The organism is Salipiger sp. PrR002 (genome assembly GCF_010500775.1).
Lineage (GTDB): Bacteria > Pseudomonadota > Alphaproteobacteria > Rhodobacterales > Rhodobacteraceae > Salipiger.
In genome coordinates this window covers 393,132-418,254 of the sequence record NZ_JAAGOU010000001.1, presented here as the reverse complement: position 1 = coordinate 418,254, position 25,123 = coordinate 393,132, and the positions used below count along the sequence as shown (strand labels likewise).

Sequence of the window (25,123 nt, the reverse complement as noted above, 5' to 3'; positions counted from 1 at the left end):
GGGCGCGCAAAGGCCAGTGCGGGGGCGTGCACAGTCGCCTGTGCGCTGCCGCCCGGTTCCTGGCCCATCAGCGCTTTGGATCAGTTGGGCCCAATCAGTCGGGCCGGATCAGTCGAGCCCGATCAGTCAGGGAAATCGAAAATCTGCCCGGGGTAGATCAGGTTGGGATCGCGGATCTGCGTCTTGTTGGCCTCGAAAAGACGCACATAGGCCAGACCGTCACCGTAGCGCTCGCGCGCGATGGCCCAGAGCGTATTGCCCGGCTGCACGGTGATCGCGGTCACCTCCTCGGCCTCGGTCAGCACTTCGCTGGCGGCGGCGAGTTTCTCGACCGGCTCGCGGCGGAACGGGCTTTCGGCGCGCGCGGTGACCTCGCCGCTGTCATCCACCTGATCGACGCGCAGCGTATAGGTGCCCGCCTCGACGCCCGGCAGCGCCACTTTCCAGCGGCCATCGCCCGCGACCTTGAGCGTGGTGATCGGGCTGTTGTCGAGATAGACCTGCAGCATGGCATCGCCCCGGCCCCGGCCCGACAGCGCCACGCCGCCGGTCTCGTCATAGGTGATCGCGTCGATGGCGACATTGCCCGGCTCCATGGGTGCCGAACTTTGCATCACCTCGACACCATCCGCATCCGACAGCAGCACGGTGGGCGCCGCCGTCACTGCGGGCTCGACGCTGGCCAGTTCGGTCTCTGCCGCGCCCTCTGCCGCGCCCTCTGGGGTTTCGCCCTCGGCCACCTGATTTGCTGCGGCGACCGGCGGCGTCAGGATGACTTCCTGCTCGGACTCCACCGCTTCGCCGTTCAGCATCATGCGCAGACGCAGCACCTGCGCCTCGCCCGAGGCAGGCAGGTCGAAGAACGCGGCGAAGCGCCCGTCGCTCCCGGCGCGGCTCGTGAGTTCTTCTTCACCGTCGAGCAGCAGGGTCACCTCGGTGCCGGGCTCGGCACGGCCCGCCACGGTGATCAGCCCGCCCGGCTCGGCACGGACGAGATCAAAGCTGGGCGCTGCGGTGACCGGCGCCGCCGCTGCGGTATCGGACGCGGGGTCGTCGCCCTGTGCGGTCCCGTGCGCAGCCTCATCGGGCGCGAGCAGAGCCACTTCGGTTTCTTCGGGGTCTGCGGTTGTGCCCTCAGCGGTGGTCTCTGCAACGGCTGCGTCGGAACTTGCCGTGTCGTCTGGCGTCACTGAGGTGGCATCTGCCGTGGTCTCTGGGGCGGCGTCCCCCGATGCTGCCGTGATTTCCGCCGGTTGCGCGGCTGTGTTGTCTGTATCTGCCGCGCTGACCTGCGGCTCGGGCGCGGCGCTTTCGGCCACGGGTGTCGCTTCGGTCAGGCCCTGCGGCGGCTGTTGCGGGCCGATCACGCCACTGACGTAGAGCGCGCCGATAACCGCGGCAGCACCCAGTCCGATCCAGACCCAATGTTTCTCGTTCATCTTTACATAATCCCAATCACGGCGCCCGTTTTCCTGTCCCTCACGAGCGCGGTTGAGAACCTATAACAATCCCGTTATCACCGGTCAAAACAGCATTTTTTTGGATTATCCACATGCCCGTCAAATCTGTCTGCATTTATTGCGGCTCGCGCCACGGTACCGCCCAAAGTTACACGGCAGCTGCCTCAATGCTTGGCACTTCCATTGCACAGCAAGGTTGGCGACTTGTCTACGGTGCAGGTGACGTTGGCCTGATGGGAGAGGTCGCGCGGGCCGCGCAGAGCGCTGGCGGCGAGACCTTCGGGGTGATCCCCACCCACCTTCTGGCGCATGAAGTGGGCAAGACCGACCTCACCCGCTTCGTGATCACCGAGACCATGCACGAGCGCAAAAAAGTCATGCTGATGAATGCCGATGCGGTGGTTCTGATGCCCGGCGGCGCGGGCAGCCTCGACGAGTTTTTCGAGGCGCTGACATGGCGCCAACTTGGGCTGCACGCCAAGCCGATCGTGCTGCTGGACACCGAAGGGTTCTGGGAGCCGCTGAAGGCACTGATGCAGCATGTGGTCGACAAAGGATTTGCCGAGGCCTCGCTGCTGGACTTCGTGCAGAGCGCCGACAGCCCCGAGGGGGTGATGGAGGTCCTGCGCCAAGAGTTCACGTAACACATCACGCGAGCTTTGACGCCTAGAATCATGTTTTAAATAGGAAACGCCGCCATAACTGGCGGCGTTTTTTCTTGCGGAATTCCCCGAACAGGTCAGGCCGGAGCGAATTCGTCGCGCAGCAGCTTCTCGATCTTGTCGAGCGGATGGTTGGTCAGGGTCTTGTCCAGTTCGGCCACGACCTTGTCCGAAACCTCCTTGTGCAGCTTGCTGCGCAGCTCGCCCAGCGTGGCGGGCGGCGCGACCAGAACGATGCGGTCGAACTTGCCCTTATGCGCCTGCTTATAGAGGATCTCGGCCAGATCATCGGCGAAGCGTTCCTTCGCCAACTCGTGCCAGTCGGTGTCCTCCACCGCGGATTTCTGGCCCGGCCCGCCATCGTGCATCCGCCCCGGGCGGTTCGCCGATTGCTCGCGGTCCGAAGGGTTCTCCTGCTCTTCGATGCGCACGACGTTCAGATCGGGATCCTGCTCGTCCACATCATTGCGCAGGAACAGCGCTTTTTCGCCGTCCGCGATCAAAACCCAAGTGCCATTGGTGAGAATCGCCATGGTCGTGCCTCCTTACACCTTTTCCTTGTCGCCGCTGCTGTCCTGATCCTGAGCCAGCGGCCGGGTCGCGCCCGCGGAGGTTTCATCGACGCGCTTCTCCTCATCGCGCGTCCCAACCTTGCGAGCCATTTCGCCGCCCTTGCGGCCTTCCTGTGCGGTGGCGCCCGGTGTGACCGGCTGACCGTCGAGGATTTCAGCGGTCTCGCTGCGCCCGTCCTGCGATCTCTTGCGTTCAGACATAGGGTCCTCCTTTTCTTCTGCTCCTACAACGCAAGGATGTGCGCCTGCGTTCCACCGGCCATCGCGCGCCGATCTCACGTTCGGTCACAGCCGCGCGGGACACAGCAAAACGCCCGGCCCCTCGTGAAGAGGCCGGGCGCATCAGGCCCATCCGGGCCGCGTGCAATCAGGTGTGGATCAGAGCGACGCCTGGTAGATCTTGTCGATGTTGCTGCCCAGAAGCGCGTTGAACTCATCGTCCGACTGCTTCTTCGACAGGCCCTCGGCGAGCGCACGGCTGAAGGAGGCGATCATCTTGGCGTTCTTCGACAGGCGCTCGCAGGCGTCATCGGTGGTGTAGCCGCCCGACAGGGCCACCACGCGAACAACGCGCGGGTGATCGGCCAGACCGTCGTAGAGGCCGGGCTTGCTGGGGATGGTCAGCTTGATCATCACGTCCTCGCCCTCGGCCAGCGTGTCGAGGTGCTTGGCCAGCGAGGCCTCGAGCAGCGCCTCGGCCTCTTCCTTGCTCTCGGAGTGGATGTTCACTTCCGGCTCGAGGATCGGCACCATGCCCGCCGCGATCACCATACGGCCCACTTCGAACTGCTGCGCCACCACGGCCTCGATCCCGTCGGCATTCGCCTCGTGGATCACCGAGCGTTCCTTGGTGCCGAAGATGCCGAAGTTCTGCGCCGCGTCGTTGAGCAGGTCCTCGAGGCCGGGCATCGGCTTCATCACCTGCACGCCGTTTTCCTGATCCGCCAGACCCTTGTCGATCTTCAGGAAGGGCACCACGCCGCGCTTTTCCCACAGGTATTGCGCGGTGGGGATGCCGTCGATCTCGCCGCGCATGGTGCGCTCGAACAGGATCGCGCCCAGCACTTTGTCAGAGGTGAACTCCGGCGCGGTGATGATGCGGGTGCGCATCTTGTGGATCTCGCCGAACATCTCCGCTTCGCCGTTGTATTCGCTTTCCTCGACGCCGTATTGCAGCAGTGCTTTCGGGGTCGAGCCGCCGGACTGGTCGAGCGCGGCGATGAAGCCCTTGCCCGTTGCCATCTGGTCTTTTTGCTTTGCAAAAACGGCCTTGTCCTGTGCCATGGAAGATCCTCTTTAAGATCGTTAAAATTGCTTTGCCAAAGGCTTAGCCCAATCTTCAGACATTGGGTAGATCGAAGCCGCTGTTTATCGCTACCTTTAGCGCTAGCGGGCAGAGATGCGCAGCCAGATGCCGCTGCGCGCCCGCACGGTCAGAAAGGCCACCGGCTCGGGCGTCTTCTCGGGGACGACCTCGAGCTTCAGATCGCGCAGGATCAGCGACAGCAAAAGCACGCCCTCGACCATGGCAAACCCCGCGCCTGTGCAGACCCGCGGCCCGGCGGAAAACGGCATATAGGCCTCTCGCGCGCAGGTTTTGCCGTTCTCGGTGCCCCAGCGCGCCGGGTCGAAACCGTCGGGGTTGTCCCACAGCCGCTCATGCCGGTGCTGGTGCCACGGGCTCAGCACCACCTGCGCGCCCTTGGGCAGGTCGCGGTCGCGGAACCGCTCGGGACAGCGCGTCTCGCGCACCATCATCGGCACCGGCGGATAAAGCCGCAGCGCCTCGCGGAACACGTCCCGCGACAGCCGCAGCTTGGCGATGTCGGAAAACTCCGGCGTATCGCCCAGAACCTGTGCCTCTGCCGCCAGCCGCACTTGCCACTCGGGATGTGCCGCCACCAGCCACAGCGCCCAGGCCAGCGCCGAGGCCGAGGTCTCATGCCCCGCTAGAAAGAAGATCGCCACCTGATCCACCATCTCCGAGGTCGAGAAGGTCTCGCCGGTCTGCGGATCGCGCGTGGTCATGATCTTGGTGGCCAGATCATCAGGCGCCCTGCCCGCCGCGATATCCGCCTGCCGCGCGGCGGTCAGCTCGGTGATCAGCCCGCGGATGCGCCGTGCCGACGCCTTCGTCGAGGCGCGGTGAAACCGCGGCATCCAGCGCGGCAGCGGCAGAAAGGCGGCGAGGTTGAGAATGGGCTGGGTGCGCTGGTAGGCGCGGAACTCGTTAAACACCGCCTGCGCCACCTCATGCTCGATCGGCAGCGAAAACAGCGTGCGAAAGATCACATCGGCAGCGGCATGGCTGGTGTGCGCCTCGATCTCGACCTCCGTGCCTGCATCCGCCTCTGCCTCTGCCTTGAGCCGCGCCAGCGCCGCCTGCGCCGCGTCCCACATGGCGGGATAGGTCTCCCGCAGCCGCCCGCCTTCAAAGGCCGGGTCGATGATCCGCCGCTGACGCTGCCATGTCTCGCCGTTGGTCAGAAAGACCGAATTTCCCAGCAGCGGACGCAGCCCCTCGGCGATCCGCCCCGACTTCGGAAAGTCCATCGGCCGGTCCTTCAGAACCGTTTTCACCAGATCCGGCTGGTTTACGAGATAAGACCGAAAGAACGGCGTGCGAAACTCGGCCATCCACGCCCGGTAGAGCCGCGCGGGCTGGGCCGACAGCAGGTCCGCCCGAAAGAGCCGCAGGTAGCGCAGCAGCGAGACCCTGTCGGGCCGCGATTTCGGCTTCGGCGGGATCATGCGGCGCGGGCTGATGAACGTGTGGGCGTGGTCGAGGTGAAGCGGTTCACCGGCGCCTCCAGCCGACTTGCCGAGGGCGGGCGCTGCGCATAGCGCGTGGCCAGCGTCAGCGGCCCGGCGGTGATGCGAAAATAGTCATAGTCGAGCGGCCTGTCGAAGGCGCAGAGATACTGGAAATGCAGCCGGAAGAAGCGCCAGCGCAGCTCTTTCCAGCGCGCGGGGCTGAGCGAGCGGGTGAATTGCGCCGAGAACACCAAGGGCCAGCGCTTGCCCTCGGGCGCGACCCCCGAGACCGCCACCGGATCGCAAAGCGCAAAGGCGCAGCCGTCGCCGGGCGCGGTCACATCGACCCAAGTCAGCTCGCCGCGCTGCGACAGATAGGCAAGATCGCAGCGCAGCCGCCATGCCTCGGGCAGGAAAGACACCATGGGCACCACCTGACCAAGGCTCAGAAACCCCAGCCGCGGCCCCTGCTCCGGCACTTTGCCCGACCGAATGAGATCGGCGAGGATCGACACCGCCAGATGCGCGCCGGAGCTGTGGCCGACCACCAGCACCTCATCCACTTCCTCGCGCAGCGCCGCGGCGATGATCTCGCCGAACTGCGACAGCCGCGCTTCCAGCTCGGGCGGGTTGGCACCGCGGTGACGGGCGGAATAGGCGTAATCATGCATGAGGTAATAGGCGAAGAACTTGCCGTCCTTGGCCTGAAACCAGCGCAGCAGCATCCAGCCGAGCGCCAGCCCCGCCGCAGCGCCGATGAGCCGCGCGACGAGCCCCAGCAGCGGTTCCGCCAGCGCCGCAACGGCATAGACACCCCATACCAAAAGCGCCGCGAGCAGCAGTTGCAGCAGCAGCATCCCCACCGGGTAGAGCGCCGCAATGACCGGCCCTTTGCGCAGACGCATCAGGCGAAAGAGCGCGCCGGTGGAGATATACACCCAAGCCGTCCGCAGCAGCTGGAGGTAAGTGGCGGGAATGGAGTTGGACATGCTGGAGCGCACAATGTCGGACCAGACCAGCACCTCGATCTCTGCCGCCACCTGCGCGCCGTCCATCTCGGCCGCGACCTGCCAGCCATAGGGACCGCCGGGCGCCGCGCCTTTGGGCTTGGGCTTCAGCGTCAGCGCATAGCCCGAGATCGCCGCCTGCGCCGCGCCCTCCTTGCGGTACAGCTCACGGTAGCGGCGCGGATGGATCGGATCATAGCCGGGGATGTAGAACACCCGCCTGCGCCGCACCTCTGGCTGCCCGTCACTCATACCCCTGCCCTCACTGCTCTTTGGACGATGCCTTTAGCAGCCCGCGAGGGCAAGAGTGAGGCAGTGGCAAGGCAGGCTTTCATCTTTCCCTAAATACCCATCCCGCCCGCGCCGAAAGCGCCTCCGGCGGGAGTATTTTCCGAAAGATGAAAGTGTCAGCCGAGCTGCCCCAGCGCCGGGAAGCTTTCCAGCAGCCAGAACGAGAACGCCGAGAAGGCCCCGGTCAGCAGCGCCAGACCAACGGCGATGAGCAGAATGCCCATGATCCGCTCGATGGTCTTCATATGGCGCTTCATGCGGTTCATCAGCCCCATGGCGCGGCTCAGGAACATCGCGGCCAGCAGGAACGGCAGGCCAAGGCCAAGCGCATAGACCCCCAAGAGCAGCGTGCCGCGCGCCACCGAGCTTTCGGTCGCCGCCAGCGACAGGATCGCGCCAAGCTGCGGGCCGATGCAGGGCGTCCAGCCAAAGGCGAAGGCGAGCCCCAGCAGATAGGCGCCGAAGGCCGAGCCCCCGGCCTCGCCAGCGTCGAGCCGCGCCTCGCGGTCAAGGAAGGGAATGCGGAAGACATGCAGGAAATGCAGCCCGAAGACGATCACCACGACGCCCGAGATACGCGCCAGAAGCAGTTGGTTCTGCAAAAAGAACGTGCCCAGCCAAGACGCGGTGAACCCCAGCAGGATGAACACCGTCGACAGCCCGAGCACAAAGAAGAGCGCCGCGATGAAGGCGCGCCAGCGGGCGCTGCCACCGGCCTGCATCTCCTGCAGGCTCACGCCCGACATGAAGGCCAGATAGGGCGGCACGATGGGCAGCACGCAGGGGCTGAGAAAAGAAATCACGCCCCCGAAAAGCGCCACGAGCATGGCGGGGAGCAGGCTTGCGTCGATGATCTCGATTCCGAACATGCCACCCGAATAGGCGATCGCGCCTGCCGCGTCATCAGACAGCTTGTCACGTCTGCGTTGCCGCAGGCCGCCTGATGTTACAGAGCCACGGCTGCACGCGCGGTGCGGATGAACGAAAAACGCCCCGGCGCGAGGACCGGGGCGTTCTTATCTGTCTTGCGGGTCTAGCTTGCGCTGCGGCGTCGCCTCAGCGGCTCCACCAGCCGCGGCGCTTGGGCTTCGGAGCCTCTTCCTGAACCGGCTCTGCCGAGACGGGCTCGGGTTCCGGTTGGGGTTCCGGCGCGGGCTCCGGTTGGGGCTCAGGCTCAGCGGGCGTTTCCGCAACCGGCGCCTCTTCGGCGGGTGCATCAGGCGCAGCCTCGGCCTGCGGCTCGACCGGAGCTTCGGCGGCGGGCGCCTCGCTTACCGGCTCGGGCGCGGCTTCGACCTCGGTCGCCACCGGCTCTTCGCTCACCGCAGGTGCCACCTCTTCGGCAGCGGCCTCGGGCGCAGGCGCCTCAACAGCGGGTTCGGCCGGAGCCTCAACAGCGGCTTCCGCCGGTGCCTCAGTCGGTGCCTCCGTCGCTTCGGGCTCGGCCTTCTTGCGGCTGCGTGAGCGGCGGGTGCGCTTGGGCTTCTCGGCGGGTGCCTCTTCGGCAGCAGGCGCCTCAGTGGTGGCCACGGTGGAGGCCTCGGTGGAGCCTGCCTCTGCCGGCGCCTCCTCGGTCACAGCTTCCGCCGCTTCGGTCACCGTTTCAGCAGCGGCAGCTTCGGAGACTTCAGCCGGAGTGGAGACATCGCCCTCGCCGTTGTCCTCACCATTTTCACCGGTCTCACCGTTCTGCGCGTCCTTGTTCTTCGAACGCGAGCGGCGGCGGCGGCGGCGGCGCTTCTTCGGCTTACCGTCACCGTCTTCGGATCCGTTGCCGTTCTCGCTGTTGCCGTCGCTGGAGGAATTGCCTTCAGCCTGATTTTCAGCCTGATCTTCGCTCTGAGTTTCGAGCTGATCCTCGTCCTCGTCTTCCTCGGCGGCCACGTCTTCGTCGACCTGATCCATCAGCGAGGCGGTGGCCGAAACCACCGGCGCGACCACTTCGGGCACGTTGCGCGTGGCGGTCTTGAACTTCTCCATGGTGAAGTCGGGGCTGACGAGGTGCAGATCACCCTCGATGCGCACGGCCATGCCGTAGCGCGCCTCGATCTGGGCCACATGCTCGCGCTTCTGGTTCATCAGGTAGTTGGCGATGCCCACCGGGCATTTCACCAGCACCTCGCGCGAGCGGCGGCGCACGCCCTCTTCCTCGACCTGACGCAGGATGTTCAGCGCCATATTGTCATCCGAGCGGATGAGGCCGGTGCCGTGGCAGGCCGCGCAGGGCTGCGTGGTGGCCTCGATCATGCCCGGGCGCAGACGCTGACGCGACATCTCCAGCAGGCCGAAGCCCGAGATGCGGCCAACCTGAATGCGGGCACGGTCGGTCTTGAGCTTGTCTTTCAGCTTCTTCTCGACGGCGGCGTTGTTCTTGCGCTCTTCCATGTCGATGAAGTCGATGACGATCAGACCCGCGAGGTCGCGCAGGCGCAGCTGACGCGCCACTTCTTCGGCGGCCTCGAGGTTGGTCTTGAGCGCCGTCTCCTCGATCGAGCCTTCCTTGGTGGCCCGGCCCGAGTTCACGTCGATCGCAACCAGCGCCTCGGTCACACCGATCACGATGTAGCCGCCGGATTTCAGCTGGACCGTCGGGTTGAACATGCCCGCGAGGTAGCTTTCGACCTGATAGCGCGCGAACAGCGGCATCGGGTCGAGGTAGTGTTTCACGTTCTTCGCGTGGGACGGCATGATCATCTTCATGAAGTCCTTGGCGATGCGGTAGCCGCGCTCGCCTTCCACGTGCACTTCGTCGATCTCGCGATTGTAGAGGTCGCGGATCGAGCGCTTGATGAGGTCGCCCTCTTCGTAAATCTTCGCCGGAGCGACCGACTTCAGCGTCAGCTCGCGGATCTGCTCCCAGAGGCGCTGCAGGTATTCATAGTCGCGCTTGATCTCGGTCTTGGTGCGCTTGGCGCCCGCGGTGCGGATGATCAGACCGGCGCCCTTGGGCACGTCGATGGTCTGCGCGATCTCCTTGAGCTTCGAGCGGTCGGCGGCATTGGTGATCTTGCGCGAGATGCCGCCGCCACGGGCGGTGTTCGGCATCAGCACGCAATAGCGGCCCGCAAGCGACAGATAGGTGGTGAGCGCCGCGCCCTTGTTGCCGCGCTCTTCCTTGACGACCTGCACCAGAAGGATCTGGCGGACCTTGATGACTTCCTGAATCTTGTACTTGCGCGGACGCGGCTTGCGCGCCGGGCGGATGTCTTCCTCGGTGTCGTCGTCGGCGACCGACTCGATGCTGTCGTCGGCTTTCGAAGAGCCAACGTGATCGTCGTCATGATCCTCGTCGTCGTCTTCGACCGGAGCCTTGGCTTCGGTCTCGGGCGCGCCTGCGTCCGTCTCCGGGGTGTCGACCACCTCGGCCTCTGCCGCGGCGGTGTCCGCTTCAGTGCTGTCGCTCGGCTCTTCCACCGGGGTCTCGGCCACGGTCTCCATCGGCGACAGGCCTTCGCCCTCGCCCGGCTCGACGGTGTCGTCGCCGAGGTCAATGGTCTCCATACCCGAAATGCCGGTCGACACTTCGGACACTTCGCCGGTCACCATTTTGTCGTCGGTGCTGGCCTTCTCGGCCTTGCTGCGCGAGCGCGAACGACGGGTGCGCGAGCGCGAGGATTTCGAGCGCGACTTTTCCTTGTCGTCGTCATCATCCTCGGCGGCGAGTGCTGCCTCTTCCTCCATCAGCGCCTGACGGTCAGCGACGGGGATCTGGTAATAATCGGGGTGAATCTCGGAAAACGCGAGGAACCCGTGGCGGTTGCCGCCGTAGTCCACGAAAGCGGCCTGAAGCGACGGCTCGACCCGCGTGACTTTCGCGAGATAGATATTGCCTGCTAGTTGGCGCTTGTTTTCCGATTCAAAGTCGAATTCCTCGACCTTGTTTCCGTCGACCACCACAACGCGGGTCTCTTCCGCGTGGGTGGCATCGATGAGCATTTTCTTTGCCATGTTTTCCGTATGCACGGCACATGCGCCAAGGGCCCGGGCGGAGCCGGGCTGCGTGGTGATGTGGCGTGGCTTGTCTGGGCGCTGAGCGGCGCGCAGGCACGGGAAGACAATCTGTCTTCGCCCGGGTGCCTCACTTGCGTCGCGCGCGTCATCGCGTTTCTTCTCCGACACCCTCGCCGCGGATCGCGTCGTGGTGCCTTGTTGCGGCCCGGAGCGTTGGATGTCCGGACGGTGTACTCGGCCTTGCAGCCTGATCGGTCTGCCCGGGGTCCCTGTACGGACGGCTCCGGAGCAGCGAAACTCTTTGGCTTTTCACGAAACTGCAGCGCGGCTATCGGCTGTGGATAACCATGTGCGAAACGCAATTGCCTAACCGGTAGCATAGGGGCATCGCAGCCCCAATGACAATATCCAATATGACGCGCGCATGAATTCCCCGTCCCCTTGCCCGATGGCTGCCCAAAGCCCGCCAGACGTCCCCTCTCCCGGCCTTCATTGTTCCCCAAATACGCAGCGACACGCCGCGCCCTCCGCTCGTGTCTCATCGCGCCCTTTGCCGCGCGCCCATCTGCATTTGGTATACCATTTATATTGACCTTGCGTCGCGCACGGTATTCAACTCGTCCGGGTGGCCCGGGCACGCAGGCTCGCGCCAAGACGAGGAGGACATGATGACAGGAAGAAACAGGCTCAAGGCGCGGCTCAAGGCCGGCGAGACGGTGACCGCCGCGTGGTTCGAGCTGGGCTCGCCAGAGGTGGCCGAACTGCTGGTCTACAGCGGCTGGGACGTGCTGGTGATCGACTGCGAACACGGCAGCGCCGGGCTTGAGGCGGGGCTGAACCTGCTGCGCGCGGTGGAAGGGGCTGGCGGCGAGGCGGTGATCCGCGTGCCCGACTCCTCGGAGGCGACGCTGAAACGGGCGCTCGACCGCGGCGCACGCTCGATCATGGTGCCGATGGTGCATACCGCCAAGATGGCGCGCGAGATTGCCTCCTTCTGCCTCTACGCGCCGCGCGGTCGCCGAGGCTATGCCGCGCCCATCGTGCGCGCCACCAATTGGGGCAACCTGCCCGGCTATGCCGCCACTGCGCACGAAGAACTGCTGATCATGGCGCAGGTCGAACATGTGGACACGGTGGCCGAGGTTGAAGAGATCGCCGGGATCGAGGGCATCGACATGGCCTTCGTCGGCCCCAATGATTTCGCCGCCTCGATGAACCACCTCGAGGACATGGATCACCCTGACGTGCGCGCCAAGATCGAGGAGGTCGAGCGCAGCGCGACCGCGAATGGCCTGATGCTGGGCACGATCACCGGCGTCGCCGGTCCGGGGCGCAGCTATGCGGAACTGCGCGACGCGGGCTATGGCTTCATCGTTGGACCCAATGACGTTGGCCTGCTGGCCGGGGCCGCCCGCGCCGCGAAGGCGCAGGCCGCCAAAGAGCTGGGCGAGGAGACCGGTGAGGCCGCCCCGCTGCCGTCTTACTGATCAGTCGAAGGCCTTCAGGCGCTTGATCAGGGCGGAGGTGTCCCAACGGCCGCCGCCCATCGCCTGAACGTCCTTGTAGAACTGGTCCACAAGCGCCGTCACCGGCAGCGAGGCGCCGATCTCGTCGCCGGTGGCAAGGCAGATGCCAAGGTCCTTGCGCATCCAGTCCACCGCAAAGCCATGGTCGAACTTGTCGTCCAGCATGGTCTCGAAGCGGTTCACCATCTGCCACGATCCGGCTGCGCCGCCGCCGATCACCTCGACCACCTCGCGCCCGTCGATGCCCGCCTTTTCGGCAAAGGCCAGACCTTCCGACAGGCCCTGCACCAGCCCGGCGATGCAGATCTGGTTGACCATCTTGCACAGCTGCCCCGCGCCGCTCTCGCCAAGGCGCTTGCAGAGCTTGGCATAGGCGTCGATCACCGGCGCTGCGGCGTCGTAATGCGCCTGCTCGCCGCCGCACATCACCACCAACTGGCCATTCTCGGCCCCCGCCTGCCCGCCAGAGACCGGCGCGTCGACAAAACCAAGGCCCTTTTCCGCGGCGATCGCCGACAGCTCGGTGGTCACCATCGAGGACACGGTGGTGTGATCCACAAAGATCGCCCCCGGTTTCATGCCCGCAAAGGCGCCCTCTTCGCCGGTGCAGACGGCGCGCAGATCATCGTCATTGCCGACGCAGGCCATGATGAAATCGGCGCCTTCTGCCGCCTCGCGCGGCGTCGCGGCGCTGGCGCCCCCGAACTCTGCCACCCATTTTTCGGCCTTTGCAGCGGTGCGATTGTAGACCGTCACCTCGTGACCGGCCTTGGTCATATGCCCGGCCATCGGATAGCCCATCACACCCAGACCCAGGAATGCGCATTTCGCCATGGATCAACCTCCTGTTACGATTGTCGTTGCGGGAGTTGTCGCGCCTCACCCAGCCCTTGGCAAGGGGGCGGGTCTTGGGTAAGCCCGTCGAAAGCCGAAAGACGCGGGACAGATCATGGCACTTATCTTCCGATGGCTCCTCAGGCTCGTCAGCACGGCGATCCTGTTGGCGGTGATTGCCGTGGCGCTGGTCTATTACCTCGCCTCGCGCTCGCTGCCCGAGTACGACAAGACCCTCGCCGTCTCCGGTACCACCGGGGATGTCGAGATCGTGCGCGACAACGCGGGCGTGCCGCATATCTTTGCCCCCGTGGATCGCGACGTCTACTTCGGCCTCGGCTATGCCCACGCGCAGGACCGGCTGTGGCAGATGATGATGCTGCGCCGCACCGCGCAGGGCCGCCTGTCCGAGCTTTTCGGCCGCCGCACCGTCGAGACCGATACGCTGATGCGCCGGCTCGACCTCTACACCCACGCCATGCGCTCGGTGGAGGCGCAGGACCCCGAGACCCGCGACGCGCTCGAAGCCTATGCCGCCGGGGTCAATGCGCGCGTGCAAGAGATCAACTCGGAAAGCCTCGGTCGCGGCGCGCCGGAGTTCTTCCTGTTCAACGCCCCGATCGCGCCGTGGCAACCGGCGGATTCGCTGGCGGTGATCAAGCTGATGGCGCTGCAACTCTCGGGCCAGTTCCGCGATGAGATCCTGCGCGCCCGCACCTCGCTGGCCCTGCCCGACCCCGAGATGATCCGCGATATCCTGCCCGACATCCCCGGCCCCGGCATCGCCGAACTGCCCGCCTATGCCGCGCTCTTTCCCGGCAAGGGCCTGCCGCAATATGCCAGCGCCTCGCGCCCGCGCCCGGCGATGATGCCGGTGGCCGAGCCCGGCCTTGCCGGTGCCTCAAACGCGTGGGCCGCCGCGCCGGACCGTTCTGCCGGTGGCGGCACGCTGCTGGCCAATGATCCGCATCTTGGCTTCACCGCGCCCTCGACTTGGTATCTCGCGCGGATGCAACTGTCGTCCGGCGACGTCATCGGCGCCACCATCCCCGGCGTTCCGGCGATCATGCTGGGCCGGTCCGAGCATGTGGCTTGGGGGCTCACCTCGTCCTATCTCGACGATCAGGACCTGCATATCGAAGAGCTCGACCCCGAGAACCCCGAGCGCTACCGCACGCCCAAAGGCTTCAAGACCTTCAGCACCCGCCGCTCGATCGTCAATATCAAGGACGAGGCGCCGGTCACTCTCACCCTGCGCTGGACCGACAACGGCCCGGTGCTGCCGCGCACCGCCTTCGATCTTGACCAGATCACCCCGCGCGGCGATGTGGTCTCGCTCAGCTGGACCGCGCTCAGCGACGACGACAGCTCGATGAGCGCCGCGATGGGCCTAATGCGCGCGCAGAATGTGGATGAGGCGCTGACCGCCAGCGAAGATTTCGTCGCCCCCTCGCAGATGCTGACGCTGATCGATGACGAGCACATCGCTATGAAGCTGATCGGCGCCATGCCCAAGCGCGATAGGGCCCATCAGACCGAGGGCCGCATGCCCAGCCCCGGCTGGATCGAGGCGAACCGCTGGCAGGGGATGTTCCCGCCCTCCGAGAACCCCGTTTTCAAGGACCCCAAGGGCGGCATCCTCGGCAATACCAACAACAAGATCATCGACCGGCCCTTCCCCGAGCATGTCACCTTCGATTGGGGCGACAGCCAACGGGTGATGCGCTGGCAGGCGCTGATGCAGGGCCGCGAGGTGCACACCCGCGACAGCTTCATCGAGGCGCAGCTCGACACCGTGTCGCCCGCCGCGCGCACCCTGCTGCCGCTGATCGGGCGCGATCTGTGGTTCACCGGCGAGGCCGCGCCCGAGGGCACCCCGCTGCGCCAGCGCGAGCGCGCGCTCGACCTGCTGGCCAATTGGAACGGCGAGATGAACGAGCATCTGCCCGAGCCGCTGATCTACGCCGCATGGCTGCGCTCCCTGCAGGACCGGCTGATCCGCGACGAGATCGGCCCGTTGGCGGATGAGTACACCCACGTCGACCCGCTGTTCATCGAGCGCGTCTTCCGCGACATCGACGGCGCGGGAAAATGGTGCGACGTGCTGCGCTCGGCCCCGGTCGAGACCTGCACGGACATCGCCCGCATGGCGCTCGACGACGCGCTGGTGTGGATCGGTGAGCGCTATGGCACGCAGCTCGAAAGCCTGCGCTGGGGCGATGCCCACCAAGCCACGCATAAGCACAGCGTGCTGGGTGACGTGCCGCTGCTGAATTACTTCGTGAACATCCGCCAGACCACCTCGGGCGGCGATTTCACCCTGCAGCGCGGCGTCACCGCGGGCGACGGCCCCGATCCTTTCGCCAACGTGCATGGCGCCACCTATCGCGGCGTCTATGATTTCGCCGATCCCGACAGTTCGGTCTTCATCATCGCGACCGGCGAGTCGGGGCACCTGCTGTCGCGCCACTACGACGACATGGGCACGCTCTGGCGGCGCGGTGAATATATCCCGATGTCGCTCGACGAGGATCTGGCCCGCGCCGCTTCGGTCGGGATCACGCATCTGGTCAAACCATGACGGCTGGCAGCCGCCTGAGCCGCGCCGAGGCGCAGGCGCTCGCGCGCGGCGCGCTGGCCGAGCAGAATCCGGGGCGCGCCTTTGGGCTGGGCTGCCTGAAGAACATCGACCGCCCGATGCGCGCGCAGGTGTTCTGCGCCGCCCATCCGGACGCGCATCTGGTGGTGAAGATCTACGCGCCCGCAGAGGCCGACAAGGCCCGCGCGCAGGCCGAACGGCAACGCGCGGTCGCGGCGCAGCTGCAGGCCGGACCGTGGCGCGCGCCGCAGGTGCTGTTCTTTGACGAGGCGCGGCTGGTGCTGGGCATGACCTATGCCCCCGGCCCCAACCTCGCCGAGCTCTGGCCGCGCATCCCGCCCGCCAAACGCGACGTGCCGCTGGTTGCGGCAGGCTGCTGGCTGGCCGCGCTGCACCGGCCCACGCTGGAGCCGCGCAAGCTGCGCCCGCGTGGCCAGCTGTCTTGGCTCGAAGCGCAGCTTGAGGCGGCCCGCGCCTCTGACGACGGCTTTGCCGAATGCGAGAATTTCGCCTTTGCGCTGGCGGCCCTGCAGGATCTGTTTCCGCAGGCACGCGGGCGCATGGCGACCCGCGCCGTCACCCACCGCGATCTGCATCTGTCCAATCTGGTGAGCGCGACAGGCGCCCTCTGGGGGCTGGATGTGGAGAACGCCAAACCCGATGCGCCCTACCGCGATCTTGTGGGGCTGCTGGTCGATGCGCTGGCGCGCAGCCTGGCCCCCGACCCCCGGCGGTTCGGCGCTGCGCTGGCGCGCGGCTATGGCGACACCACCACCGATCCCGTCGCGCGGCTGTTCCTGCAGCGCGCCTATGCGCTTGGCGTCTGGTGCCGCACGCCTTCCGAGCCATCGCAGCACCAGCGCGCACGGCTCGAGGCGGCGAAGATGATCCTCGCCGCCGAAAGCACGCTTTTCTAGGGAAACAACGTCCTTGCAAGGACGTTGCAACTTTCTTCGAAGAAAGTTGCCTTACACCGTCTCGAACTGAGCACGATCCTTGGCCGACCAGCGCAGGTGCAGAAGATAGCCCTCCTCGTCCTGCTCCTCGCCCAGCACAAGACCCTTGCCAAAGAGCCACGCCCGCCGCTTGCCTTCATCGAAGCCAAGCCGCACGTCCTCTTCGACCGCGGCGCCCTGCAACCTTTCCGTCACCGCCTCGAGAAGCTCGTGCAGCCCCTCGCCGGTCAGCGCCGAGACGGCAAAGATGCCCTCATCGCGCGCGGCACGCGCCAGCGCGGCGTCATGCTCTTCGGGCTCCAGCCGGTCGATCTTGTTCCAGACCTCGATCTGCGCCACGTCCTCGGCCACGCCCAGCGAGCGCAGGATGCCATAGACATCCTCGGCCTGCTCCATGGTGCCCGGATGCGAGATGTCGCGCACATGCAGCACGATGTCCGCCGCCAGCACCTCTTCGAGCGTGGCGCGGAAGGCGGCGACCAGTTCGGTCGGCAGGTCCGAGATGAAGCCCACCGTATCCGACAGGATCACGTCCATGCCGGTCGGCAGCTTCACCGCCCGCATGGTCGGGTCGAGCGTGGCAAAGAGCATGTCCTTGGCCATCACATCGGCGCCGGTGAGGCGGTTAAAGATCGTCGACTTGCCGGCGTTGGTGTAGCCCACCAGCGCGACGATCGGATAAGGCACCTTGGCGCGCGCCTTGCGGTGCAGGGCGCGGGTCTTCACCACCTTGTCGAGTTGTCGGCGCAGGCGCACGAGTTGCTCGTCGATGGCGCGGCGGTCGGCCTCGATCTGCGTCTCGCCGGGGCCGCCGACGAAGCCGAGCCCGCCCCGCTGACGTTCGAGGTGGGTCCAGGCCCGCACGAGGCGGGTGCGCTGGTAGCTCAGCGCCGCCATCTCGACTTGCAGCACACCCTCGCGGGTGGCGGCGCGGTCCGAGAAGATCTCGAGGATCAGCCCGGTCCGGTCGAGCAGCTTTACCTTCCACTCTTTTTCAAGGTTGCGCTGCTGCACCGGCGTCACCGGGCCGTCGACGAGCACAAGCTCGACCTCGGCCTCGCTGATACGCTCTTTCAGCTCGGCAATCTTGCCGGAACCGAAAAGCGTGCCGGGGTGCGGATCACGCAGCGGCACGACTTCGCTCCCCACGACCTCGAGGTCGGGGAGAGCGGCGGCCAGGGCCACACCTTCATCGAGCGCCATCTCCGCATCGCGGCGATCACGGTCGGACTTGATGTCGGGGTGCAGGACCCAGGCGCGGGTCACATGCGGGTCATGTTCGTTCAAGCGTTATCGTCGCCGTCATAAAGGTTGATCGGCTGCGACGGCATGATGGTCGAGATCGCGTGCTTGTAAACGAGCTGCGATTGGCCATCCCGGCGCAGAAGGACGCAGAAATTGTCAAACCAAGTGATGACACCCTGCAATTTCACACCGTTGATCAGGAAAACCGTGACCGGAACCTTGGTCTTCCGAACATGATTAAGAAATGCGTCCTGTAGATTTTGTCTGTCCGAAGCCATTAAATTAGCCTTTTTTCTTGCCTTCGCCGTTCTGGGGCGCTCCCTCGTTCTGGGGGAGTATGTATTGCAAGTGCCGGAACTTCCAGAGCAAAAATATCCCCTTTTTGGCATCCGCCGCGAGCGGCGCACATTCGCCTGCAAAGAGCGTGTCAATCGCGCCAGATATCCGGCGTGAGCAGCACGATGATGCCCAGCACTTCAAGGCGCCCCAGCACCATGGCAGCGACGAAGAGCCCTTTGGCCGCCTCGCCCATCTCGCTCAGCGGCACCGGCTGCTCGGCGGCGGCACGAATGAGCGGGCCACAATTGGTCAATGCGGCCACGGTGGTGACCATGGCGTTCTCGAAATCCAGCCCCGAGAGCGCGAAGAGCAGCGAGAAGGCGGCGATGGTCATGGCAAAGAGCATGAAGAACACCCATGCCACAAAGGCCCCCTGCCGCCGGATGCGCCGCGCCATGACGCCCGAGCGGCCCAGCGAATGCGGGTGCACCAGACGTTCCATCTCACGCACGCCCGCAAGGTAGAGCGCGTAGATTCGCAGCAGCTTCACCCCGCCCGCCGTGGTCGCCACGCCGCCGCCCATGATCGCCAGCCCCATCAGGATGACGCCCGGTGTCTGCAGCCCCGACCAGCCGCGCACGGCGGCCCAATCGGCGCTTTGAAAGCCGGTGGTCGACAAGAACGAGAGCGCGGTGAATAGCCCGCCCCAGAGCGCCCGGACCCCGGCGGTGAGGTCGGTCTCGGTGCCGATGTCGAACGCGGCGATCCAGTGCCGGAAGAACAGCGCCACCGGCAACATCACCACGATCAGAAGCCCAAGACGGAACTCGGGATCATTCTGCAGCCGCGAGCCCGCAAGCCCCTTTGTGTCGCCCGAAAAGGTCAGCCGTGACAGGGCGAAGAAGAGGAACAAAAAGATGATCATCTCGCCCGCCATGCCACTGCGCGCCTGCTCTGGCCCGCCCACCGGCGAGATGCCCGAGGTCGACAGCGTCGACATGGCGTGGCTCAGCGCCACCAGCGGCTGGTCCCCGGCCATCATCAGCATGATCCACAGCGCCAGCGTCAGCCCGCTGTAGATCGGCACCAAGACCCGCGCCGAGGCCGCCAGCCGCAGCGCCGGATCCGACGCATCGCGGCGCGCGGCACCGGCATCGACGCTCTGCCCCGGCTCGCCCGAGGCGGTCACTTCGAATCCCCCAAGCGTCAGCGGGGCCAGCAGCGCCGCCGAACTGACCCAGATCAGCAGCCCGCCAAGCCAGCCCACCTGCGCCCGCCACAGATGCTCGGCGATCGACAGCCGCTCGGGCGCAAAGAGCGTGGCGCCGGTGGTGGTGAAGCTCGAGACCATCTCGACATAGGCGTTGAGAAAGGTGGTGGTGCGCACCGCCTCGTGGAACGGCACCGCCAGCATCGCGGGCAGCAGCAGGAAGGCCCCCAGCAGCGCCAGAAGCTGCCGCGAGGCGCTGCGGTAATGCGTGCGCGTGGCCTGCGCGATGGTGATCAGCGTCGTCAGCACCATGCCGACGATCCCGGCATAGAAGAAGCTGCGCGCGTCGTGGAATTCCTCTGCCGCCAGAGCCACCGCCGCGGGAATGATCATCGAGGCGCTGGCGATCCCCGCCAGAAGCAGCAAAAGAGGCGTGCGGGCGAGCGAGATCATGGCTCAGAAGAAATCGATCGAGACCTGCAGAAGCCGTTCGACCTCCGGCACGTCCTTGGCCAGCGCGAACATGACAATGCGGTCGCCCTCTTCCACGCGCAGATTGCCGGTGATTTTCACCACCTCGCCATCCTTCATCACCGCGCCCACTAGAACGCCTTCGGGGAAGTCGATCTCGCGGATCGCGCGGCCGGCGATCGACGAGGTCGACAGCACCTCGGCCTCGATCACCTCGGCCTCGGCATCGCCGATCGAATAGACCGAGCGCACGCGGCCATGACGGATGTGGCGCAGGATCGAACTGACGGTGGTGGCGCGCGGGTTGATGTGCGCGTCAACGCCCATCGGCTCCATCAGCGGCACCAGCGTGGGATCGTTAATGAGCGCGATGGCCATCGGGCAGCCCTCGGCCTTGGCGCGCACGGCGGCCAGCATGTTGGTCTTTTCGTCGTCGGTCACGCAAAGCACCGCGTCGGCGCGGCCAATCCCCGCCTCGCGCAATAGCGCCGTGTCGAGCGCGTCGCCATGCAGCACGATGGTCCGCTCCAGCGCGTCCGCCGCACGCTCTGCCGCGCGGCGGTCCTTTTCGATCACCTTGGCGCGGATGCGGTCAGGGCGGCTCTCCAGCGCCCGCGCCACCGCAAGGCCGACGTTGCCGCCACCAAGCACCACGATGCGCTCCTGCTTGCGCTGTGCCTTGCCGAAGATCTCCAGCGTGCGCTGGATGTCGTCGGCATGGACCAGCACGTAACAGGCATCGCCCGCGAAGATCTGATCGCGCGGCTCGGGCGCGAACAGCGTGCCCTCGCGGCGGATGCCCACCACCACCGAGCGCAGCGTCGAAAACAGGTCCGACAGCTGCCGCAGCGGCGTGTTGATGATCGGGCAATGCTCGTCGATGGTCAGACCAAGGAGTTGCGCCCCACCCTCGAGAAAGCGTTCGGTGTCAAAGGCCGCAGGTGCCGAAAGACGCTGCAGCGCGGCCTCGGCCACCTCTTTCTCGGGCGAGATCACCACGTCGATGGGCAGGTGATCGCGGCGATAGAGATCGGAGTAGATCGCGGTCAGATAGCTCTGCGAGCGCAGGCGGGCGATCTTGCGCGGAATGGCAAAGATCGAATGGGCCACCTGACAGGTGACCATATTGACCTCGTCCGAATAGGTGGCCGCGATGATCATGTCGGCGTCGCGCGCACCGGCCTTGTCGAGCACATCGGGATAAGAGGCGAAGCCCGCGATCCCCTGCACGTCGAGCGAATCCGTCGCGCGGCGTACGAGGTCGGGATTGTTGTCCACCACGGTGACGTCGTTGCGCTCGCCCGAGAGGTGGCGGGCGATTTGCCAGCCGACCTGGCCGGCGCCGCAAATGATGACCTTCATGTCGTCTGCCTAATCTGCTGGCCCAAGGCCGGGATTGCGTCCGGCATGACATGCCGGGCGCTAACGGTCAATCCGCAGGCGGGGTTACGCGCGCCGGACACCCGGCGCGCGTTGCCATCCTGTCTTGCCCGCAGGCGGGATGCTCAGGAAACCTGCGACACCTGTTCGTCTTCGACATAGGCGATGCGGCCACCGGATTTGGCCCCGGTGACCACGCCCAGCGACTTCAGCTTGCGGTGCAGCGCCGAGCGCTCCATGCCGACGAAGGCCGCGGTGCGGGAGATATTGCCGCCAAAGCGGTTGATCTGGGTGAGCAGATATTCCCGTTCGAACGCCTCGCGCGCCTCGCGCAGCGGCAGGGTCGCCAGCGTGCCCGACAGCACCACGCGCCCCTCTTCCGCCTCGCCCGCCGGTCCGTCCTGCGGCAGTTCGCGCGCCTCGATCGGGCCGGTGCCATCGCCGAGGATCAGCACCCGCTCGATCAGGTTCTTCAGCTGCCGCACGTTGCCCGGCCAAACCATGGTCTGCAGCAGCGCCACCGCGTCTTCCGAAAGCTCGCGCAGCGGCAGGCCCTGCCCGCGGTTGAAGCCTTCGATAAAATGCCGCGCCAGCATCGGGATGTCCTCGCGCCGGTCCTCGAGCGAGGGCACGGCGATCGGCACCACGTTGAGGCGGTGGTACAGCTCCTGCCGGAAGGTGCCCGCGGCGATCTCGGCGTCGAGATCGCGGTTGGTCGAGGAGATCACCCGCAGATCGACGCGCACCTTGTCGGTGCCGCCCACCCGCGTGAAGCTTTGATCGACCAGCACGCGCAGGATTTTCGACTGCGTGCCGAGCGGCATGTCGGCGACCTCGTCAAAATAGATCACCCCGCCGTGCGCCTGCTCCAGAAGACCGGCCTCGATGCCGCGCTCGGCGCTCTCGCGGCCAAACAGCATCTGCTCCATGTTCTCGGGGGCGACACCGGCGCAGTTGACGGTGACGAAGGGGGCCGAGGCGCGACCGGAATTGGCGTGGATGAACCGCGCCGCCACTTCCTTGCCCGAACCCGCAGGGCCGGTCAGCATCACCCGGCCATTGGATTTGGTCACCTTGTCGAGCTGGCTGACGAGGCCGCGGAACATGGCACTGTCGCCAATCATCTGCGCCACTTCGGTCTCGCGACGGCGCAGCTGATTGTTCTCGCGGCGCAGGCGCGAGGTTTCCATCGCGCGGCGGATCACCACCAAAAGCTGGTCGATGTTGAAGGGCTTCTCGATGAAGTCGTAAGCGCCCTGTTTGATCGCGGCCACGGCGATCTCGATGTTGCCGTGTCCCGAAATGATGATGATCGGAATATCGGGATTGTCGCGCTTGACGGTCTTGAGGATGTCGATCCCGTCCATCTTGCTGTCTTTCAGCCAGATATCGAGGATCATCAGCGCCGGAGGTTCGGAGTTCACCTCGTTCATCGCCTCGGTGGAGTTGCCTGCCAACCGCGTGGTGTAGCCCTCATCCTCGAGAATGTCCCCGATCAGCTCGCGGATGTCGCGCTCGTCGTCGACGATCAGGATGTCGCTCATATCTGCCTCTCCAGTTCCGAAATATTCTTATCCGAATTCTCCGGCTGTGTGCCGGTTGTGCCGAGCGGCAGGCGGATCACCGCCATGGCCCCGGCATGGGTAGCGCCGCCAAACAGCGGCGCATCCTCGAGAGACAGCGTGCCGCCGTGCTCCTCGATGATCTTCTTGACGATGGGCAGGCCAAGGCCAGTGCCCTTGTCGCGGGTCGTTACATAGGGTTCGAACAGCCGCGCCCGGTCCTCGGGCAGGCCGATGCCATTGTCCATGATGTGGATGAGCGCGCGCCCGTCCTCTTCGGCAAGGCTCACCCGGATTTCAGGGTTGTGACCCTCGGGCGCGCCCTTTTCCTGCAGGCTCTCGATCGCCTCGCCCGCGTTCTTGATGAGGTTGGTCAGCGCCTGCCCGACCATCGTGGCATCAAGCTCGGCGGGCATCTCATGCGCTGGCAGATCGCTGACGAAACGGATGCCCGGCTGGCCGGTTTCCTGCAGCAGCACAGCCCCGCGCAGCAGCGACACCACATCCTCGGGCTTGCGCTCGGGCTCGGGCATGCGGGCGAACTTGCTGAACTCGTCGACGATGCGGCGCAGGTCTTCGGTCTGGCGCACGATGACCTCGGTCATCTGGTCGAGCTTCTGCGCGTCCTCCTCGGCCAGTTCGCGCGAGAATTTGCGCTTGATGCGCTCTGCCGACAGACGGATGGGCGTCAGCGGGTTCTTGATCTCATGCGCGATGCGCCGCGCCACGTCGCCCCAAGCCGCCATACGCTGCGCGCTGACAAGATCGGTGACGTCGTCGAACGCGATCACATAGCCTTCGAGCGTGCCATCCTCGCGCCGCCGAGGGGCGAGCCGGACCAGCAGATGTTCAAGCCTGCCATCGCGGCTGACCTTCACCTCTTCCTGCGCCGTCTCCAGCCCGTTGTCACGCAGCCGGTCATAGAGCGGGCCAAACTCGGGCACCGCCACGGTGAGCGGCACATCGGCGCGCGGGGTCTCCCAGCCAAGCAGCCGCTCGGCGGGGCGGTTGACGAAGGTCACGCGGCCCTCGGCATCGAGGCCGACAACGCCCGAGGTGATCGACGAAAGCACGGAATCAAACAGCCGCTGGCGGCGCTCGATCTGTCGGGTGTTTTCAAGCAGCGTCTCGCGCTGGCCCTTCAGTTGGCGGGTCATCTGGTTGAAGTAGCGCCCGAGCATGGCGATCTCGTCATCGCCCTCGCCCTCGATCACCTGCACGTCGAGATCGCCCGCGCCGACCCGCTGCGCCGCGCCGGTGAGCCGCCCCACCGGGCGCGCCAAACGTTCGGCGAACCACAGGCCCAGCCAGATCGCCGCGAGGATGAGCAGCAGCGCAAAGCCGAGGTACAGCAGCGCGAAGTCAAACAGCCGCCGCCCGCGTTCGCTTTCCTGCTGCTGGTAGAAGCGCGCGGTTTCCTGCGTCTCGTCGAGCAGGTTCAGAAGGTTCCCGTCCACCGCGCGGCTGACATAGAGAAAACGGTCGGCAAAGGCTGAAAGCGGCACCAGCGCCCGCAGTTCGTGATTGTCCCAATCGGGGATCAGCACCAGCCCTTCGGCGCGGGCGCGGAGGAACTGATCGCGGGTCGGCTCTTCGTAGTAGAACAGATACGAGCGATCGCCGCGGGCACGGATCTCGCCGCCGCCGTCGATCACATAGGCCTCGCGCAGGCCGCGCTGGATCTGGCCCTGTCCCTGCCCCAGCACCTGCCGCACATCGCCGTCATCCAACGCGAAATTGGCCCGCCGCGCGCCGTCGATAAAGCGCGCCAGCGCCTGAACGTCCTCGGTCAGACCCTCGCGCTGTTCCTTTTCATAAGCTTCGGCTGCGGCAAGCGAGGCACCCACCACGTTCTGCACGCGGCTGGAAAACCAAGTCTCAAGTCCGATGTTGATGGTGAGAACGGCAAAGACCGCGACGGTCACCGTGGGCAGCAGCGCCATCAGCGCAAACACCCCGGTCAGACGCAGGTGCAGCCGCGAGCCCGCCGATTGCGCCCGCCGGTCGGCGATCATCCGCACCAGCCGCGCCAGCACCAGCGTCGCGATGAGCAGCACATAGACCATATCGGCCAGCAGCACGAGCCGCAGGCTCAGCTGCGTCGCGCGGTCGCCGCCGCCAAGCGGCCCGAGGACGAAAAAGGTCATAACCGCCAGAACCGGACCCAGCAGCACAAGCCCAAGGGTCGCCACGTTCTGAACGCGCCTTTGTCGGCGCAGCCTGCTCAGCCGCGCCCACGTCGAACTCCGTGCCCGGGTGGCCACAGATTCACCTCACACTGATACGCTGCTCGTGGCAGCTCCGCCAAAGGCTGTGGCTTCTAGTGAAAGCGCCGCCCCGAGGGCGGCGCAATGCGGCCACATG

Annotated in this window: 19 protein-coding genes; 4 read left to right on the top strand and 15 right to left on the bottom strand. The window is 65.9% G+C overall.

All coding sequences use genetic code 11. The features are described 5' to 3' along the window. Positions 1-122 precede the first annotated feature (122 nt). Entirely contained in the window at positions 123-1,439 is a 1,317-nt protein-coding gene (locus G0A00_RS02025; RefSeq protein ID WP_164181644.1) for a LysM peptidoglycan-binding domain-containing protein, read from the bottom strand. A 113-nt stretch (positions 1,440-1,552) separates the two neighbouring features. Here G0A00_RS02025 and G0A00_RS02020 point away from each other — a divergent pair, with 113 nt between their 5' ends. After that, entirely contained in the window at positions 1,553-2,104 is a 552-nt protein-coding gene (locus G0A00_RS02020; protein ID WP_164181643.1) for a TIGR00730 family Rossman fold protein, read from the top strand. A gap of 95 nt (positions 2,105-2,199) precedes the next feature. On the opposite strand, the gene G0A00_RS02015 is transcribed toward G0A00_RS02020, so the two are convergent. The 7 genes from G0A00_RS02015 to G0A00_RS01985 all read right to left on the bottom strand — a co-directional run bounded on the left by G0A00_RS02015 (position 2,200) and on the right by G0A00_RS01985 (position 10,694). After that, a complete protein-coding gene (locus G0A00_RS02015; protein WP_066100345.1) occupies positions 2,200-2,655 on the bottom strand; it encodes a host attachment protein in 456 nt (151 codons plus the stop codon). 12 nt (positions 2,656-2,667) lie between these two features. Next, positions 2,668-2,895 (bottom strand): hypothetical protein, encoded by a 228-nt coding sequence (locus G0A00_RS02010; protein WP_066100347.1) that lies wholly within the window; start codon positions 2,893-2,895, stop codon positions 2,668-2,670. Positions 2,896-3,072: 177 nt separating this feature from the next. Beyond that, positions 3,073-3,978 carry a fructose bisphosphate aldolase gene (locus G0A00_RS02005; RefSeq protein WP_164181642.1) on the bottom strand — a complete coding sequence of 302 codons (906 nt, stop codon included), beginning with the start codon at positions 3,976-3,978 and terminating at the stop codon, positions 3,073-3,075. 102 nt (positions 3,979-4,080) lie between these two features. After that, complete coding sequence (locus tag G0A00_RS02000; RefSeq protein WP_164181641.1) at positions 4,081-5,445, bottom strand: cytochrome P450; 1,365 nt, start codon at positions 5,443-5,445, stop codon at positions 4,081-4,083. Continuing rightward, the gene (locus tag G0A00_RS01995) at positions 5,442-6,707 is read right to left on the bottom strand and encodes a hypothetical protein (RefSeq protein ID WP_164181640.1); all 1,266 of its coding nucleotides are present in this window, start codon (positions 6,705-6,707) and stop codon (positions 5,442-5,444) included. The genes G0A00_RS02000 and G0A00_RS01995 overlap by 4 nt, the downstream gene beginning before the upstream one ends. 155 nt (positions 6,708-6,862) lie before the next feature. Further along, the gene (locus G0A00_RS01990) at positions 6,863-7,615 is read right to left on the bottom strand and encodes a cytochrome c biogenesis CcdA family protein (RefSeq protein WP_164181639.1); all 753 of its coding nucleotides are present in this window, start codon (positions 7,613-7,615) and stop codon (positions 6,863-6,865) included. A gap of 187 nt (positions 7,616-7,802) precedes the next feature. Further along, the gene (locus G0A00_RS01985) at positions 7,803-10,694 is read right to left on the bottom strand and encodes a ribonuclease E/G (protein WP_164181638.1); all 2,892 of its coding nucleotides are present in this window, start codon (positions 10,692-10,694) and stop codon (positions 7,803-7,805) included. Positions 10,695-11,365: 671 nt separating this feature from the next. Here G0A00_RS01985 and G0A00_RS01980 point away from each other — a divergent pair. Next, complete coding sequence (locus tag G0A00_RS01980; RefSeq protein ID WP_164181636.1) at positions 11,366-12,184, top strand: HpcH/HpaI aldolase/citrate lyase family protein; 819 nt, start codon at positions 11,366-11,368, stop codon at positions 12,182-12,184. Here the strand turns inward: G0A00_RS01980 and G0A00_RS01975 are convergent, their stop codons facing one another. Next, complete coding sequence (locus tag G0A00_RS01975; protein WP_164181634.1) at positions 12,185-13,057, bottom strand: NAD(P)-dependent oxidoreductase; 873 nt, start codon at positions 13,055-13,057, stop codon at positions 12,185-12,187. It abuts the gene before it with no gap. 115 nt (positions 13,058-13,172) lie between these two features. Between G0A00_RS01975 and G0A00_RS01970 the strand changes: the two genes are divergently transcribed. Then, the gene (locus G0A00_RS01970; RefSeq protein WP_164181632.1) at positions 13,173-15,638 is read left to right on the top strand and encodes a penicillin acylase family protein; all 2,466 of its coding nucleotides are present in this window, start codon (positions 13,173-13,175) and stop codon (positions 15,636-15,638) included. Further along, on the top strand, positions 15,635-16,573 hold the full coding sequence (locus G0A00_RS01965; RefSeq protein ID WP_164181630.1) for a phosphotransferase family protein: 939 nt from the start codon (positions 15,635-15,637) through the stop codon (positions 16,571-16,573). The genes G0A00_RS01970 and G0A00_RS01965 overlap by 4 nt, the downstream gene beginning before the upstream one ends. Positions 16,574-16,624: 51 nt before the next feature. Here the strand turns inward: G0A00_RS01965 and hflX are convergent, their stop codons facing one another. From hflX to G0A00_RS01935, 6 genes are all read right to left on the bottom strand, one after another. Next, a complete protein-coding gene (hflX, locus tag G0A00_RS01960; protein ID WP_164181769.1) occupies positions 16,625-17,878 on the bottom strand; it encodes a GTPase HflX in 1,254 nt (417 codons plus the stop codon). Between the two features lie 17 nt (positions 17,879-17,895). Further along, entirely contained in the window at positions 17,896-18,135 is a 240-nt protein-coding gene (gene hfq, locus G0A00_RS01955) for an RNA chaperone Hfq (RefSeq protein ID WP_066100377.1), read from the bottom strand. Positions 18,136-18,284: 149 nt separating this feature from the next. Then, the gene (locus G0A00_RS01950; protein ID WP_066100379.1) at positions 18,285-19,799 is read right to left on the bottom strand and encodes a TrkH family potassium uptake protein; all 1,515 of its coding nucleotides are present in this window, start codon (positions 19,797-19,799) and stop codon (positions 18,285-18,287) included. Positions 19,800-19,802: 3 nt separating this feature from the next. Beyond that, positions 19,803-21,179 (bottom strand): Trk system potassium transporter TrkA, encoded by a 1,377-nt coding sequence (trkA, locus tag G0A00_RS01945; protein ID WP_164181627.1) that lies wholly within the window; start codon positions 21,177-21,179, stop codon positions 19,803-19,805. A 143-nt stretch (positions 21,180-21,322) separates the two neighbouring features. Further along, a complete protein-coding gene (locus G0A00_RS01940; RefSeq protein ID WP_164181626.1) occupies positions 21,323-22,741 on the bottom strand; it encodes a sigma-54 dependent transcriptional regulator in 1,419 nt (472 codons plus the stop codon). Further along, a complete protein-coding gene (locus tag G0A00_RS01935; protein ID WP_235953049.1) occupies positions 22,738-24,906 on the bottom strand; it encodes a PAS domain-containing sensor histidine kinase in 2,169 nt (722 codons plus the stop codon). Before G0A00_RS01935 ends, G0A00_RS01940 begins: the two co-directional genes overlap by 4 nt. Between the last annotated feature and the right edge of the window lie 217 nt (positions 24,907-25,123).

Coding starts and splice junctions, on each gene's coding strand:
- G0A00_RS02025 (WP_164181644.1), bottom strand. CDS start 1,439: ATGAACGAGAAACATTGGGTCTGGATCGGACTGGGTGCTGCCGCGGTT.
- G0A00_RS02020 (WP_164181643.1), top strand. CDS start 1,553: ATGCCCGTCAAATCTGTCTGCATTTATTGCGGCTCGCGCCACGGTACC.
- G0A00_RS02015 (WP_066100345.1), bottom strand. CDS start 2,655: ATGGCGATTCTCACCAATGGCACTTGGGTTTTGATCGCGGACGGCGAA.
- G0A00_RS02010 (WP_066100347.1), bottom strand. CDS start 2,895: ATGTCTGAACGCAAGAGATCGCAGGACGGGCGCAGCGAGACCGCTGAA.
- G0A00_RS02005 (WP_164181642.1), bottom strand. CDS start 3,978: ATGGCACAGGACAAGGCCGTTTTTGCAAAGCAAAAAGACCAGATGGCA.
- G0A00_RS02000 (WP_164181641.1), bottom strand. CDS start 5,445: ATGATCCCGCCGAAGCCGAAATCGCGGCCCGACAGGGTCTCGCTGCTG.
- G0A00_RS01995 (WP_164181640.1), bottom strand. CDS start 6,707: ATGAGTGACGGGCAGCCAGAGGTGCGGCGCAGGCGGGTGTTCTACATC.
- G0A00_RS01990 (WP_164181639.1), bottom strand. CDS start 7,615: ATGTTCGGAATCGAGATCATCGACGCAAGCCTGCTCCCCGCCATGCTC.
- G0A00_RS01985 (WP_164181638.1), bottom strand. CDS start 10,694: ATGGCAAAGAAAATGCTCATCGATGCCACCCACGCGGAAGAGACCCGC.
- G0A00_RS01980 (WP_164181636.1), top strand. CDS start 11,366: ATGACAGGAAGAAACAGGCTCAAGGCGCGGCTCAAGGCCGGCGAGACG.
- G0A00_RS01975 (WP_164181634.1), bottom strand. CDS start 13,057: ATGGCGAAATGCGCATTCCTGGGTCTGGGTGTGATGGGCTATCCGATG.
- G0A00_RS01970 (WP_164181632.1), top strand. CDS start 13,173: ATGGCACTTATCTTCCGATGGCTCCTCAGGCTCGTCAGCACGGCGATC.
- G0A00_RS01965 (WP_164181630.1), top strand. CDS start 15,635: ATGACGGCTGGCAGCCGCCTGAGCCGCGCCGAGGCGCAGGCGCTCGCG.
- hfq (WP_066100377.1), bottom strand. CDS start 18,135: ATGGCTTCGGACAGACAAAATCTACAGGACGCATTTCTTAATCATGTT.
- G0A00_RS01950 (WP_066100379.1), bottom strand. CDS start 19,799: ATGATCTCGCTCGCCCGCACGCCTCTTTTGCTGCTTCTGGCGGGGATC.
- trkA (WP_164181627.1), bottom strand. CDS start 21,179: ATGAAGGTCATCATTTGCGGCGCCGGCCAGGTCGGCTGGCAAATCGCC.
- G0A00_RS01940 (WP_164181626.1), bottom strand. CDS start 22,741: ATGAGCGACATCCTGATCGTCGACGACGAGCGCGACATCCGCGAGCTG.
- G0A00_RS01935 (WP_235953049.1), bottom strand. CDS start 24,906: ATGACCTTTTTCGTCCTCGGGCCGCTTGGCGGCGGCGACCGCGCGACG.